This is a genomic window from Mucilaginibacter lutimaris (assembly GCF_042676625.1).
Classification (GTDB): Bacteria; Bacteroidota; Bacteroidia; order Sphingobacteriales; family Sphingobacteriaceae; genus Mucilaginibacter; species Mucilaginibacter lutimaris.
Window position 1 is genome coordinate 1,525,415 of sequence record NZ_JBHTIA010000003.1, and the last position, 14,813, is coordinate 1,540,227.

The following is a 14,813-nucleotide window of genomic DNA, read 5'->3' on the forward strand; positions in this document are numbered from 1 at the left end:
GTAACCACTCCCCATTCACCTAAATAACCAATTACTATTTCTTCTTTGCTGCCGCTTTTTTCTTAGCCGGCGCTTTTTTTGCTACAGGCTTGGCTGCCGGTGCGGCTTTACCAAAGCGCCCTTTCTTAGCATCCTTAGGCATGGCATCGGCTAAGGCCTTGCATTGCTCATAGGTAAGGGTAGTAGGGTCGGTTATGTCTTTAGGTATCTTAACGTTCAGTTTCCCAAATTCAATATATGGCCCCCAACGCCCGTTCAGAACCTTTACGGTTTCATCCTCGGGGAAGGATTTTATTAACCTTTCGGCATCCTTTTTACGTTTAGCTTCTATCAGCTCAATTGCCTGTTCGTGGGTAACATCAAGCGGATCTATCTCTTTTGGTACAGATATAAATGCTCCGTTATGGCTTATGTATGGGCCAAAACGGCCTATAGCTACCTTCATTACCTTACCTTCATATTCGCCAAGGGATTTAGGTAGTTTAAAAAGCTCAAGGGCTTCTTCCAGGCTAATGGTTTCTATACTCTGGCCGGTGCGTAAGCTTGCATATAAAGGTTTTTCTTCGCTGTCGTCGCTCGGGTTATCGCCAACCTGCACAAATGGTCCGTAACGGCCAATACGTACCGATATTTTTTTGCCGCTCTCGGGGTGTACGCCTAATTCGCGCTCTCCGGTTGCCTTATCTGCCGTTTCTATGGTGTTTTGTACATCTTTGTGGAACGGATCATAAAACTTGCGGATCATTTTTGTCCAGTCCTGCATGCCCTGGGCAATCTCATCAAACTGTTTTTCTACACCGGCGGTAAAGTTAAAATCAACAATACCGTTAAAGTGCTGCACCAAAAAGTCGTTCACCACGGCGCCAATATCAGTAGGAAATAGCTTGCCACGTTCGGCACCGGTATTTTCCGTTTTGGTTTCTTTGCTGATGTTACCACCCTTAAGCGTAATCACACGGAAGTTCCTTTGACGGCCCTCTCGCTCTTCTTTAACCACATAGCCGCGGTTTTGGATGGTAGATATGGTAGGGGCGTAGGTTGAGGGCCTGCCTATGCCCAATTCTTCTAACTTTTTTACCAAACTTGCCTCGGTGTAACGTGCAGGCGGGCGCGAAAAACGCTCGGTAGCAGATAGTTCCCGGAGGTCTAATTTCTGGCCTTTGGTTAATGGCGGCAATATGGCGTTCTCGCCATCGGCAGTTTGGTTATCTTCTTCTTCGTCGCTGCTTTCCAGGTAAACTTTCAGGAAACCATCAAACTTCATTACCTCACCGTTGGCGACAAGGTCCTCGTTACGGGTTGATATACTGATCTTCGCGACGGTTTTCTCAAACTGTGCTTCGCTCATTTGCGAAGCAATAGCGCGTTTCCAGATCAGCTCGTAAAGGCGCTTCTCGTTGCTTTCGCCATCAATAGTATGGTTGTTAAAGTAGGTAGGGCGAATGGCCTCGTGGGCTTCCTGCGCGCTGGCATTTTTAGTTTTATATTTTCTTAACTGATGGTATTTATCGCCATAAGCAGATGTTATCTCTTTTTCTGCAGCATTTAAAGCTGTATCGCTCAGGTTTACCGAGTCGGTACGCATATAGGTGATGTAACCAGATTCGTACAAGCGCTGTGCCACCTGCATGGTACGCGCTACCGAGTAACCCAGCTTACGGCTGGCTTCCTGCTGTAGGGTAGATGTAGTGAAGGGCGCGGCAGGCGAGCGTTTAGTTGGCCTTGTTTCCAGCGATTTTATCTCGAATATGGCGTTGATACAATCCTGTAAAAACTTCTCGGCATCTTCCTGCTTGCCAAAACGCTCCGGCAATTCTGCCTTAAACGCATCGCGGCCTTTACCAAACAGGGCCACTATTTTAAACGCGGCCTCGGCAGTAAATTTATTTACCTCGCGTTCACGGTCAACAATTAACCTAACGGCTACCGATTGTACACGGCCTGCCGAAAGCGATGGTTTAACCTTTTTCCATAATACGGGCGAAAGCTCAAAACCCACCAGACGGTCTAAAACGCGGCGGGCTTGTTGGGCGTTTACCAGGTTATAATCTATTTTACGCGGATTTTCGATGGCACGCATAATAGCCGGTTTTGTTATCTCGTGGAAAACAATACGGCGGGTGTCCGGCTCTTTTAAACCTAAAGTTTCATATAAGTGCCATGATATAGCTTCTCCCTCGCGGTCCTCATCGGACGCGAGCCATACAATATCTGCCTCTTTAGCTAACTTCTTTAATTCGCTCACTACCTGCTTCTTATCGGCGGGTACTTCGTATTTTTGGTTGAAGTTGTTGTTGATATCTATAGCATCTTCCGACTTTACAAGGTCGCGGATATGGCCGTAACTGGATTTTACGGTGAAGTCCTTGCCCAGGTATCCTTCGATGGTTTTGGCTTTCGCCGGAGATTCAACTATGAGTAAATTTTTAGCCATTAAGCGGGTGTTTTTTTGCAAAGAAAACATAAAATGCGGTAGAAACGCAAATTAATTATACTGTTGAAAGGTTGTAATGTTTTAAAGTTTGAATGTTTTGAGGCATTGTTAGCCTAAAGGGAGTATGTAATTATAAGGTTATAAAGTTTGGTGTATGTAAAGAAAACAACTTTACAACATTCAAACTTTTTAACCTTACAACATATATTAAATCAAAAATCCACCACCCAACAGGTCGCTGCCTTCGTAGAAAACAGCCGACTGCCCGGGAGCGATACCCGATACCATGTGGTCGAACGATACTTTCATATGGTCGCCTATTTGTACGATCTTACTTTCGGTACCGGCGTCTTTATAGCGGATCTTTGTAACTGCCTCAATAGGTTCTTTAATGCTTTCGTACTTAACCAGGTTAAGGTTGCGCACCCAGGCTTCTTTCTTTTCCAATTCCTCAATAGTGCCCAATACCACCGTGTTGGTTTCCGGCTGTATCTTGGTCACGAACATCGGCACACCTAAAGCAATACCCAAACCCTTACGCTGGCCAATGGTGTAAAAAGGATAGCCCTGGTGTTTGCCTACAACAGTGCCGTTTGTTAATACAAAATTACCCGGGCCTACACGCTCGTCAAGGTCTTCAACTTTATGACGCAGGAACGCGCGGTAGTCGTTATCGGGCACAAAACAGATCTCATAGCTTTCGCTTTTGCCTGCCAGTTCCAGTTGGCCCATATCAACGGCCATCTGGCGGATCTCCGGTTTAGAGAAACTGCCTAACGGGAATTTGGTACGTGCCAAATTTTGCTGCGACACTCCCCAAAGTACGTATGATTGGTCTTTATTTTCGTCTTTACCTTTTGATATGACGTAGCGGCCATTATCCTGTTCGCGGATGTTGGCGTAGTGCCCTGTCGCGATAAATTCGCAATCGAGTTTATCGGCGCGTTTTAAAAGGGCTTCCCATTTAATGTGGGTGTTGCAAAGCACGCATGGGTTAGGGGTGCGGCCGGCAAGGTATTCATCCACAAAGTTATCGATCACAAAATCGCCAAACTCGTTACGGATATCCAATATATAATGCGGGAAGCCGTAGCCAACGGCCAAAGCGCGGGCATCGTTAATACTGTCCAGGCTACAGCATCCGGTTTCTTTAGAACTGCCACCGCTTGCGGCATAGTCCCAGGTTTTCATGGTAAGGCCAATAACCTCATAGCCCTGTTCATGCAGCATCACCGCTGCAACAGAACTATCAACGCCACCACTCATTGCCACTAAGATCCTACCGTGCTTACTCATATTGGCTGCAAAGATAAGGTTTTAGTATTTATGATGATTGCGGCTTGGGTCAGAGGAGGGTAAAATGGGACCGGGATTAGGTGGATTTTATTGATATGTTGGATTTCTCACCTTGCGCGCGTTTATAACGAGTGCTTAAAATGGTTTAGCGTCTGCGACGCGATATAATCGCAGGACTACGTTAAGCACTCGTCAAAGACGAGCGCAAGTACAGCTCTAATACTTGGCGAATATCGGTTTATCCATTGGCGTCCATAAACAGGCGCGCTGGCCGCAGGCTTTTAGGGCGTTGTTGGCCCAGGTGTTACAGGTGTAGAATAAATTGTAACGGCGGTTTGCCTCGTAAAACGCATCAGTTTCGCCGTAGTTGGCATTGGTTTTTATATTGATAACATGGCCGTTGGCATCTTTTTGAAAACTGTTTTGGATGTATGTAATTAAACGGGCGTATTGCTCTTCGCTAATGGCTATCTTTTTGCAGGAAGAACTTTCTACCAACTGTTTATGATAAGTAGCATGTATAGCCGATGTGCTTAACGCGAATGCCGCCTTAAACGCTGTGCTGAATTTAAGATCGGCCCAGGTAGGGGTATTGAGATAAAAGCCCTTATCACCCCACCCAAAGGCGATTAGTTTAGCGGTAGTGTCTTTGCTAACCGTGTTTTCAAACTTTACTTCTTTACTCCAGTCTATCTGGTCGTTTTTAATAGGGACAACAACATCAGTATGCACTCCGTTGGTAAGGATATAAATTTCGATGGTTTGCGCGGGTGCAGGCTCTGCTTCAACAGCTATTTTAGAAAGCCCAAAGGCTGCCATTAGGTACAACGCGATAAAGGCTATTAACCCTAAAACTACACTTAAAGTGATCTTGAGGAATTTTTTCAATTGAGTAAGGTTTATGTACTTAATTACTTTTTGCTATCAAAAGTGACCCATTGGCTAAAAGAATTTTTACCCTTTCCTTACCTGCCCATTCCCTTTAACTATCCATTTATAACTGGTTAACTCTTCCAGCCCCATTGGGCCGCGGGCGTGAAGCTTTTGGGTGCTGATACCAATTTCCGCGCCGAGGCCAAACTGCGCGCCGTCTGTAAAGGCGGTTGAGGTGTTTACGTACACCGCTGCCGCGTCAACACGGTTCAGGAACGTTTCGATATTCAGTTCATCCTCAGATATAATGGCCTCGCTATGTTTGGAGCTGTTGATGGCGATGTGCTGCAAAGCCTGCTCTAAGGTATCAACCGTTTTTACAGACATTTTCATGGATAGAAACTCGGTGCCAAAATGTTCGGGTTGGGCTTCTTGCAAAAATTCGGCAGGGTAGTGACCATTCAGCACCTCAAAAGCTTTTTTATCGGCATAAAGTTGTACTTGTTTGGCGGCAAGTGGTTCGGTAATGTGTACCAGGTCGCCAAGGCGTTTGCTGTTGATGATGAGGCAATCCAACGCATTACAAACGCTTACACGGCGGGTTTTGGCATTGTCTATTATGGAGATGGCTTTCTCGAGGTCGCCGGTTTCATCAAAATAAGTATGCACAATACCGGCACCCGTCTCAATAACGGGAACTTTGCTGCTGTTGCGCACATAATTAATGAGCAACTGACTTCCCCGGGGTATCAGTACATCTACATAGCCAACCGCGTTAAGCAGCGCTTCGGTAGCTTCGCGTTCCACAGGCAGCAGGGTTGCAAAGTTCGTATCGATACCATGTGCCGTTAATACACAGTGAATGATTTTAATGATAGCTCTATTGGAGTTATCGGCATCGCCGCCACCTTTTAATATGCTGATGTTGCCGGTTTTAAAACACAGGGCAAAAACATCAAACGTAACATTTGGCCTTGCCTCATAAATCACACCCACTACGCCCAACGGCACACGCACTTTTTTTACCTGCAAACCATTTGGCAGTACTTTATCTGATAACACCTTCCCCAGCGGACTATCCAGCCCTGCCACATTTTCAATATCGCCCGCTATGGCTTTTATTCTGTCGGCAGTAAGCGCGAGGCGGTCATATTTTGGGTCGGCACTGTCCATGCGGGCCAGGTCTTTTTGATTTTCCTGCAGTAAGTAATCGGTTTGCTCAACAGCCGCTTTAGCCACATCCAATAAAACCTTATTTATAACAGCAGGGGATAGCGCGGCATTTCTGCCGGCAATCAGTGCGTTCTCAAAGTAGTGTTTATAGCTCATGTTATCCCTGCAAATAAAGGTAATCGTAATGTACCAGCGCTTTCTGGTTTTTTTGTCCGGTTAGTTCGCGGGCTTTTTCCGAACTGTATTCGGCCAGGCCAAGGCCGATTGTTTTGTTATGCCCGTCTACAATTTTAATGATCTCGCCCTTTTTAAAATCGGATATTATATCAACAATACCTACCGGCAGCAAACTGGATGCTTTATTAGAGGTAAGTACTGCTTTGGCGCCATCGTTCACTTGCACCACGCCTGTAGCGGCGGTCTCTGAGTGGGCTATCCATTTCTTTTTGCCCGATGCCTTTTTGGTAGGGTTAAAGCAGGTATGGGTAATCTTATTAGCCAATACATCTGTAAGGACGTTATGTTTTGTGCCATTGGCGATGTGTACCGCTATGCCCAGTTTAGCTGTTTTTTGCGCTATGGTTGATTTGGTGATCATGCCACCACGCCCAAACTGCGATTTACCCGAACTTACGAATGATGCAAAATCCAAACCTTCGTCATTTACTTCCTGTATTATTTTTGAAGTTTCTAATTTGGGGTCGCCGGTGTAAATGCCATCTACATTGCTCAATACTATCAGCGCCTCAGCGTTCAACATGGCGGCTATTAATCCTGCCAGTTCATCATTATCTGTAAACATCAATTCAGTTACCGATACCACATCATTCTCGTTAATGACCGGGATAACCTGGTGTTGCAGCAGTATCTCTAAACAGTTACGCATGTTGAGATAATGCAGCCTGTCGCGAAAATCCTCTTTGGTTACCAATACCTGCGAACACAAGATGTTAAACTTTTCGAACAGACTGGAGTAAATGTTGATCAACTTTACCTGGCCGATGGATGCCAGTAACTGACGGATGGACACCGCATCGGACTTTTCGGAAACGGAGATCAAACTCCTGCCGGATGCTACCGCGCCCGATGATACCAGTATCACTTCGATACCTTGTTTTTTAATGGCTGCTATTTGGTCTACCAAATGCGAAATGCGCTCTACATCGGGCAGGCCATCTGCACGGGTTATAACGTTAGAACCTATTTTAATGATGATGCGGCGGTAGTTGAACGACATTTAAAGTATAGCAGTTTAGTCGACAATAATACGTATTTCCTGTGTAAACGGCGGCTTTTTAGCAGGTTATCTAAATATTATTTATAAAATAATACGATTTTATTTGGTGGGTGACAAAGAATTTATACTTTTGTCTACTTATTCTATAGACAATGTATTATTTTATTGCCTTTACTTCAAGTTCAATGACCCAAATGCAGCGCCTAACTGCATGCTGTTGTTGTTAATCCCATCCGAGGATTTTAACAAACAATAACTTATTTCAATTTTTTTCAACCTGAATTCGATGAAATCTTTTACAAATTTCTTAAAACTTATTACGCTCTTTTTAACTCTTTTGCCGGCGTTTGCGTCGGCTCAACTAAATGGTAATTATGCCCTTAGTGGTAAAGTGAATGATGACCATGGCCAGCCTCTGATAGGTATAACCGTGACCATCAAAGGCACCGAGAATCGCACTGCTACAGATACAACAGGTAAATTTACACTACAAACCAACGCCAAATTACCATTCACACTGGTTTTTACAGGTGTAGGTTTCCAAACGCAGGAGTTTGTGATCCGCAATGCTAACAGCTCTATAAATGTGCAGCTATCAACCCAGGCCCTGCTGATAAATGAAGTGGTGGTTACCGCATCGCGGAGGGAAGAAAAGTTGTTGAGATCGCCGGTAGCAATAGAAAAATTGAGCATTACCGCGCTTAAGCAATCGCCGGGCCCAAGCTTTTACGACGCGCTGGAAAATGTTAAAGGTGTGCAGATGACCACTACAAGTATTACCCTCAAAGTACCCAATACCCGAGGCTTTAATAGCCCCAATAACTTTAGGTTTATGCAACTGGCAGACGGGGTGGACATGCAGTCGGCCACGCTTGGTGTGCCCCTTGGTAATGCCATTGGCCCAACAGAACTGGATATTGCCAGTATAGAGCTAACCCCGGGCGCCGCCGCGGCTTTGTATGGTACAAATGCCATAAACGGCTTGTCTAATTTGTTCACTAAAGATCCGTTTAAAACGCAGGGCCTTAGCTTTTATCATCGTACAGGCATCAACCATGTGGATGGAATAGGTATTAGCCCAAGCGCTATCAATGAAACGGCTATCCGCTACGCGAAAGCCTGGAACGACAAGTTCGCGTTTAAGGTTAACGCCAGCTATCTCACCGGTAAGGATTGGCAATCGAACACCCGTTTGGATCAAAACCCCGGCAATTTGAAAACCGCAAACCCGGCATACCCGGAACTTACCGGTACAAGCAACGCTGCTTACGATGGCTGGAACAAATATGGCGATGACGCGCTGGCAGGCAGCAACACCGTATCTATAAAAGGAATTGTGGTTGATGGCGTGGCAAGGCCTAATTTAACTGTTGCCCGTACCGGCTACAATGAGGTTGACCTGGTTGACCCTAAAGTAACCAACCTTAAACTTGATGGTACGCTGGCATACAAAATAACACCTACTACACAACTATCTTACACTTACCGCTATGGCAATATGGATGGTGTTTTTCAGCGTGGTAACAAAATATCACTGAATGGTGCATCTGTACAAAACCACAAGGTGGAATTAAAAGGGACCGACTTTTTGATACGTGCTTACGAGTCTATCGAGAATACCGGTAAATCGTTCAACGTAAAACCACTGGCCGATAACCTTGACCTGAACCATGCCAGTAACTCGGCATGGGGTACGGCTTACAAAAATGCTTTAACCGCTTACGCCAACACCCACGGCGGCGCGTTAACATCGGCTAACCTTGCTGCCGCTAATGATGCCGCCCGTGCCGCTGCAGATGCCGGCAGGGTAGAGCCCGGCACGCAGGCATTTAACGATCTGAGGCAAACGATCATCGGTATCAATAACTGGGATATCAGATCGAGCCTGATACCTAATGCGCCGGTAACAGGCGGTGCTGCCCTGGTGCAGAAAAGCAAGATGTACAATGCCGAGGCGCAATGGGACCTTACCAAACACGTAAAATTTATTGACCTGTTAGTTGGTGCCGATGTACGTGTTTACGCTATAACACCTGATGGTAATAACTTTGTTGATTTTACCCGCCCCATTGCCGACCGTAATACACCGCTTGCCGATGGCAGCTTTGGCGATAACGTTACCTATAAAAAATACGGGGCCTTTACACAGGTAACCAAAACGTTTTTTGATGAGAAGTTGAAATTATTCGGGTCTGTCCGTTGGGATCGCAACCCTTATTTCTCTCCAAAGTTTACACCACGTTTGGCTGCGGTATATTCGCCAACAAACAATCATAATTTCAGGTTCACGTTCCAGAACGGGTACCGCTTCCCGTCATTATTTGAAGCTTTATCTTACGTAAATAATGGCCGTGTTAAGCGTGTGGGTAGTTTAGAATTCATTAATGAGGGCTTGGGTTATTTGAATAACAGCTATACCCAACAATCGGTAACGGCGTTTAACGCTGCCGTAAAAGCACAATCAACCACCGGCGATGATGCCACCGCCTTAGCAAACCGCGACTTGCTAAAGGTGGCCGACCTGCCAAAAGCACGCCCGGAACAGATCACTTCATTTGAGGTAGGGTATAAAGGTATTTTCTTTGATAATAAAGTTTTCCTGGATATAGATGCCTACGCCAACCGTTACAACGGCTTCCTGGGCCAGGTGCAGGTATTTGTGCCGAATGGAACAACGGTTGGAACAGACGCGGCTGTTTTAGCTATGCTTGATATTAACCGCGACCCTACGACAGCAACAGCCAACAACGCAGCCAGCCAGGGGCAAAGCCGATACCGGGTTTACACCAACGCTAAAAATGTTTACAATAACTATGGTTCGTCTGCCGGGTTGAGTTATAACTTTTATCGTAGGTACACGGTATCCGGCAACGTAAGCTTTAACAAATTGAAGGCGCAGCAAACCTCAGATATTTTCGTGACAGGCTTTAACACGCCCGAGTGGAGCGGTAATTTCTCTTTTGGGAACCGTGAGGTGGTTAAAAATTTAGGTTTCAACGTGGTGTATAAATGGCAGCAGGCATACCTGTGGGAAAGCCCGCTGGTTACCGGGACAGTCCCTGCCATACACACCGTTGACGCGCAGGTTACCTTACGTATACCGGCCTACTATGCAACGTTTAAAATTGGCGCTACAGACACATTCAACAAACGCTATATCCAATACGCGGGTGGGCCCACAATCGGCGGCATTTACTACGCATCGGTTACGCTGGATGGGTTGTTGAGCAGTAGCAAATAGTTAATGGTTAATAGTTCATAGTAAAGCAACTCTGGCTATTAACCATGAACTATATGCTATCAACTATCACAAAGATCCTATTTGTTTTTTAGGTATAATTTAGTTTTTCAAAAAAGCGGGCGGGCGAGCTGCCCGCTTTTTTTATGCGAAAGAATGTAAGTTAGCAATTCCTAAATACTTGTATGCTAAAAAACAGGCTTGTCTTATCCGCAATTATATTATTTCTTGTTATTAATACTTCCTATTACTGGGAGGGAATGTTTGGCTTTTTTGTGGTGTTTGTGCTTCTGGCAATTGTTGTGGTGTTTTTAACACTTGCTTTTGCAGTGTTTAGGCAGTTATGTTTTGCTGTTAAGGAGAAGTTTAGCAACAAACTACGTCTATATAAGATAGCGATAGTTTTGTCGCTTTTAACTCTTGTGCTGATTTGGCCTTATGGCCTTATAAATTATGAGGCATTAGAAAGCGAAAACATTTTAGTTGCAGGCAGGGAAGGCGCTGCAAACTGCACCACATCACTTTTTTTGAAACAAAGTGGACGGTTTAAGATGCGAAGTATATGTTCTTGGTGTTGAGGAAGACCTTGGGACTTACACTATAAGTAATGATACTATTAAATTAAACTATCTTTCTTCTTGCGGCGCTGCTGATAAGTTTAAATATGCCGTTTTAGACAGCACAGAAACCTACCTTAAGTTTTATAACACCAAATCTGTTACAGACCCATATTTATTACGTATTACACTAAATAAAACTAAGCTACATTAACCAAGGATTTTTAGAAACGGTTAGTATGCATTGTGAAATCCGTATAGCTGTGTAATAATCATGGATAATGGTGTCGGCCTATAAAACACATTCGGATACCTAATCGCGTTATAGCAAGAATTATTAACTTTGCGGCCTTAATAATTTAAATACATGAGCGAATTAGCCCCTTGCCCGGTTTGCAAATCCCCCTATACTTATGAACTTGAAAGCATGCTGGTTTGCCCGGAATGCGGACACGAATGGCCCGCCGCGGAAGAGCAGGGAGCGGAAGACATTTTAGTAGTTAAAGATAGTAACGGCAATATCCTGCAGGACGGCGATACGGTAGTAACCATCAAAAATCTGCCTGTAAAAGGTACTTCGCAAACCATCAAAGCCGGCACAAAGGTCAAAAATATCCGTTTGGTGAATAGTGATCACAACATCGATTGTAAAATAGACGGTTTCGGTGCTATGGCGCTTAAATCGGTGTTTGTTAAGAAAGCCTGAGCCGACTTGTTATAACGTGCATGACTTCGCTATCCCCGAATAAAGTCCGTATGGCGATGTGGGATTGATTAAAACCAAAGAACCCTGCACGAGTTGCACCTCGCACAGGGTAACGCTTCACTTAACAGTATATAAATAATTATAAATTATTCGGGGTTACTCTACCGATTGGCACAGCATCAGCGCGCCTACGGTCACATTGGTGCGGCTGTCTATTATAATAGCACCGCCATTGGCCTTGTTTACCTGGTATGGGTCGAAGGCCAGGGGGTCGGCTGTTTTGATCACAATCCGGCCAATATCATTCAGTTTGAACTCTTCGTCGTGTTCTTTTTCGAGGGTGTTAATGTTCACCTTGTAAATGATCTCCTGTATTTTGCAGCGAATGGTTTTGGTATTGTGCTGCACCAGGTAGGTCATGCCGGTATCCAGCGGACGGGTGTCCATCCAGCACAGGTCGGCTTCAATAACGTTGCTTAGCTGCGGCTGCCCGGCGCTGTTCACAATAATATCGCCACGGCTAATGTCGATCTCATCGGCAAGGTGCACCGTAACAGATGTGCCTGCTAAGGCTTCATCCAAATTTTTATTATATAACTCTATGTTAGAAATGGTAGAACTAAAGCCCGACGGCAGAACGGTTACTTTATCGTTCACTTTAAAAGACCCGCTCGAAACCCTGCCGGCATAACCGCGATAATCGTGCAGTTCGTCGGTTTGCGGGCGCACTACCCATTGCACAGGCAAACGGGCATGTGCCGATGAATCGTCGATGATTAGCTCCACGTTCTCTAAATGCTGTAGCAGGCTATCACCTAAATACCAGGTCATTTTTGATGAGGGATAAACGATGTTATCACCTTTTAACGCGCTCACCGGGATATAGGTAACATTATTAAGGTTAACCTTTGCGGCCAGTTTCTTATAATCAGACACGATCTTTTTAAACACATCTTCGCTATAGTCAACCATGTCCATCTTGTTTATGGCTACCACAACCTGCGGGATCTGCAGCAGCGAAACCAGGAAGGAATGACGTGTTGTTTGTTCAATAACACCTTTACGGGCATCTATTAAAATAATGGCTAAAGCCGCGTTACTTGCACCGGTAACCATGTTACGGGTGTACTGGATATGGCCCGGGGCATCCGCAATAATGAACTTGCGTTTATCCGTCTCAAAATATTTGTAGGCCACATCAATGGTGATGCCCTGTTCACGCTCGGCTTTAAGCCCGTCGGTTAATATGGCCAGGTCAATGGTGCCATCGTCATTTTTACGATTCGAAGCATGCAGGGCCTCCAGCTGATCGGCCAGGATGGCTTCGCTATCGTACAGCAACCTGCCTATCAAGGTACTCTTGCCATCGTCTACACTGCCTGCTGTTATAAATTTTAGTATATCCATTCTCTAATATATTTCCCCTCTTGAGAGGGGTTAGGGGGGGTATTAAACGCCCTGTTTTATTTACGTCGTAGTTTACTCACCCGGTCATTGCTTCGCTCGACCACCCTCTCTTCGCTGCGCGGAAAGAGGGTAGCTTCTTGACTTTTCCTCCCCCTCTCTACAAAGTAGAGAGGGGGCAGGGGGTGAGTTAAAAATATCCTCCCTTTTTCCTGTCTTCCATGGCGGCTTCGCTTACTTTATCATCCATGCGGGCGCCGCGTTCGCTAATTTTCGATGAAGCTATTTCATCTATTATGTCGTCAATCTCAAAAGCATAAGATTCTACTGCCGCGGTACAGGTCATGTCGCCCACGGTGCGGAAGCGTACGTTCCGGCGTTCTACAACATCATCTGCATCCATATTCAGGAATGGCGATGCTGCCATTAGTTGCCCGTTGCGGGTTATACAGTCGCGCTGGTGAGCGAAGTAAATGGTAGGCAACGGGATGTTCTCGCGGCGGATGTAATTCCACACGTCAAGCTCCGTCCAGTTGCTTATTGGGAACACGCGTACATTCTCGCCTTTATGAATCTTGCCGTTGTAAATATCCCAAAGCTCGGGGCGCTGGCGTTTGGGGTCCCACTGGCCAAACTCGTCACGTACCGAAAAGATACGCTCTTTGGCGCGCGCTTTTTCCTCGTCGCGGCGGGCTCCACCAATACAGGCATCAAAGCCGTGTTTGGCAATGGTATCTAAAAGGGTGACCGTTTGCAGCGGGTTTCGGCTGGCGTTTTTGCCTTTCTGCTCAATCACCTTGCCTTCGTTAATACTATCTTGAACATGGCCTACGATCAGTTTTTCGCCTATGCGGGCTATCATCTCATCCCGGTAGGTGATGGTTTCCTCAAAATTATGACCGGTATCAATATGCACCAGCGGGAATGGGAACTTGCCCGGTCGAAAGGCTTTTAGTGCCAGATGCACCATGGTAATAGAATCCTTACCACCACTAAAAAGCAGCGCGGGCTTTTCAAACTGCCCCGCAACTTCCCGCAGAATATATATGGCCTCTGCCTCTAACTCGTCCAGGTAATCTAACCGGTATTTACTCATTTCCTTAATTATTCTGTTCAAGTAGCGATGGGTTTAATACCCATCACTACAGTTTAACTGTTATTTTAATAGTCCCTCTCCTTTGGAGAGGGGTTGGGGTGAGGCCGCATGTAGTCCACACTCTTTTTTGCTTTGATCTTCCCACCACCAACGGCCTGCCCTAAAATCTTCACCGGGTTGTAACGCACGCGTACAGGGTTGGCAGCCAATGCTCGGGAAACCCCTGTCATGCAAAGTATTATAAGGTATATTATATTGTTTGATGTAAGCCTTTACATCTTCTAAACTAAAATTAAAGATGGGATGGAACTTAACGAGTTGGTTACCCTCGTCCCATTCCACATCGCTCATTTCCTCCCGGTTTGGCGATTGCTCGGCGCGGATGCCGGTTATCCAACATTGGTTACCCGCAAGCGCACGGTGCAAAGGCTCTATCTTGCGGATGCCACAACACTCCTTACGGTTAGCCACCGACTCGTAGAAACTGCTGGGGCCTTTTGCATTCACCATATCTTCCAGCTTTTTATTGTCGGGATAGTAGGCGTATATGGGCTGGCCGTAGATCTCCATGGTGCGGTTCCACACGTAATAGGTCTCGGGGAACAGGCGGCCGGTCTCCAGCGTGAAAACCTTAATGGGAATGTTGTTGACGAATATCATGTGCGAGATCACCTGGTCTTCCCAGCCAAAGCTGGTAGAGAATACGATCTCGCCCGGAAACAATCCTGCCAGTGCCTGTAAGGCCTCAACCGGGCTTTTACCGTGTACCAATTGCGTTATGTAGGTAGTATCTGCCATT

Annotated in this window: 11 protein-coding genes; 3 read left to right on the plus strand and 8 right to left on the minus strand. The window is 45.7% G+C overall.

The annotated features are described in order from the left end of the window. Positions 1 to 34 precede the first annotated feature (34 nt). From topA to proB, 5 genes are all read right to left on the minus strand, one after another. Positions 35 to 2,434 carry a type I DNA topoisomerase gene (gene topA / locus ACFQZI_RS07760; RefSeq protein WP_377140685.1) on the minus strand — a complete coding sequence of 800 codons (2,400 nt, stop codon included), beginning with the start codon at positions 2,432 to 2,434 and terminating at the stop codon, positions 35 to 37. 207 nt (positions 2,435 to 2,641) lie between these two features. Then, positions 2,642 to 3,730 (minus strand): tRNA 2-thiouridine(34) synthase MnmA, encoded by a 1,089-nt coding sequence (gene mnmA, locus ACFQZI_RS07765; protein WP_377140687.1) that lies wholly within the window; start codon positions 3,728 to 3,730, stop codon positions 2,642 to 2,644. 216 nt (positions 3,731 to 3,946) lie between these two features. Beyond that, positions 3,947 to 4,618, minus strand: coding sequence for a TIGR02117 family protein (locus tag ACFQZI_RS07770; protein ID WP_377140690.1), 672 nt, complete (start codon positions 4,616 to 4,618; stop codon positions 3,947 to 3,949). Positions 4,619 to 4,684: 66 nt separating this feature from the next. Further along, the gene (locus ACFQZI_RS07775) at positions 4,685 to 5,932 is read right to left on the minus strand and encodes a glutamate-5-semialdehyde dehydrogenase (protein ID WP_377140693.1); all 1,248 of its coding nucleotides are present in this window, start codon (positions 5,930 to 5,932) and stop codon (positions 4,685 to 4,687) included. A 1-nt stretch (position 5,933) separates the two neighbouring features. Further along, positions 5,934 to 7,013, minus strand: coding sequence for a glutamate 5-kinase (gene proB, locus ACFQZI_RS07780; RefSeq protein WP_377140696.1), 1,080 nt, complete (start codon positions 7,011 to 7,013; stop codon positions 5,934 to 5,936). A gap of 286 nt (positions 7,014 to 7,299) precedes the next feature. Between proB and ACFQZI_RS07785 the strand changes: the two genes are divergently transcribed. The 3 genes from ACFQZI_RS07785 to ACFQZI_RS07795 all read left to right on the plus strand — a co-directional run bounded on the left by ACFQZI_RS07785 (position 7,300) and on the right by ACFQZI_RS07795 (position 11,514). After that, positions 7,300 to 10,254 carry a TonB-dependent receptor gene (locus tag ACFQZI_RS07785; protein WP_377140698.1) on the plus strand — a complete coding sequence of 985 codons (2,955 nt, stop codon included), beginning with the start codon at positions 7,300 to 7,302 and terminating at the stop codon, positions 10,252 to 10,254. Between the two features lie 182 nt (positions 10,255 to 10,436). Next, positions 10,437 to 10,829 carry a hypothetical protein gene (locus ACFQZI_RS07790; RefSeq protein WP_377140701.1) on the plus strand — a complete coding sequence of 131 codons (393 nt, stop codon included), beginning with the start codon at positions 10,437 to 10,439 and terminating at the stop codon, positions 10,827 to 10,829. Positions 10,830 to 11,175: 346 nt separating this feature from the next. Beyond that, positions 11,176 to 11,514, plus strand: a complete 339-nt coding sequence (locus ACFQZI_RS07795; RefSeq protein ID WP_377140704.1) for a zinc ribbon domain-containing protein YjdM — start codon at positions 11,176 to 11,178, stop codon at positions 11,512 to 11,514. A gap of 156 nt (positions 11,515 to 11,670) precedes the next feature. Here the strand turns inward: ACFQZI_RS07795 and ACFQZI_RS07800 are convergent, their stop codons facing one another. The 3 genes from ACFQZI_RS07800 to ACFQZI_RS07810 form a co-directional block, all read right to left on the minus strand. Next, positions 11,671 to 12,921 (minus strand): sulfate adenylyltransferase subunit 1, encoded by a 1,251-nt coding sequence (locus ACFQZI_RS07800; RefSeq protein ID WP_377140707.1) that lies wholly within the window; start codon positions 12,919 to 12,921, stop codon positions 11,671 to 11,673. A 187-nt stretch (positions 12,922 to 13,108) separates the two neighbouring features. After that, positions 13,109 to 14,014 carry a sulfate adenylyltransferase subunit CysD gene (gene cysD, locus ACFQZI_RS07805; RefSeq protein ID WP_377141752.1) on the minus strand — a complete coding sequence of 302 codons (906 nt, stop codon included), beginning with the start codon at positions 14,012 to 14,014 and terminating at the stop codon, positions 13,109 to 13,111. A 60-nt stretch (positions 14,015 to 14,074) separates the two neighbouring features. Next, positions 14,075 to 14,812 (minus strand): phosphoadenylyl-sulfate reductase, encoded by a 738-nt coding sequence (locus ACFQZI_RS07810; RefSeq protein ID WP_377140710.1) that lies wholly within the window; start codon positions 14,810 to 14,812, stop codon positions 14,075 to 14,077. Position 14,813: the final 1 nt, after the last annotated feature.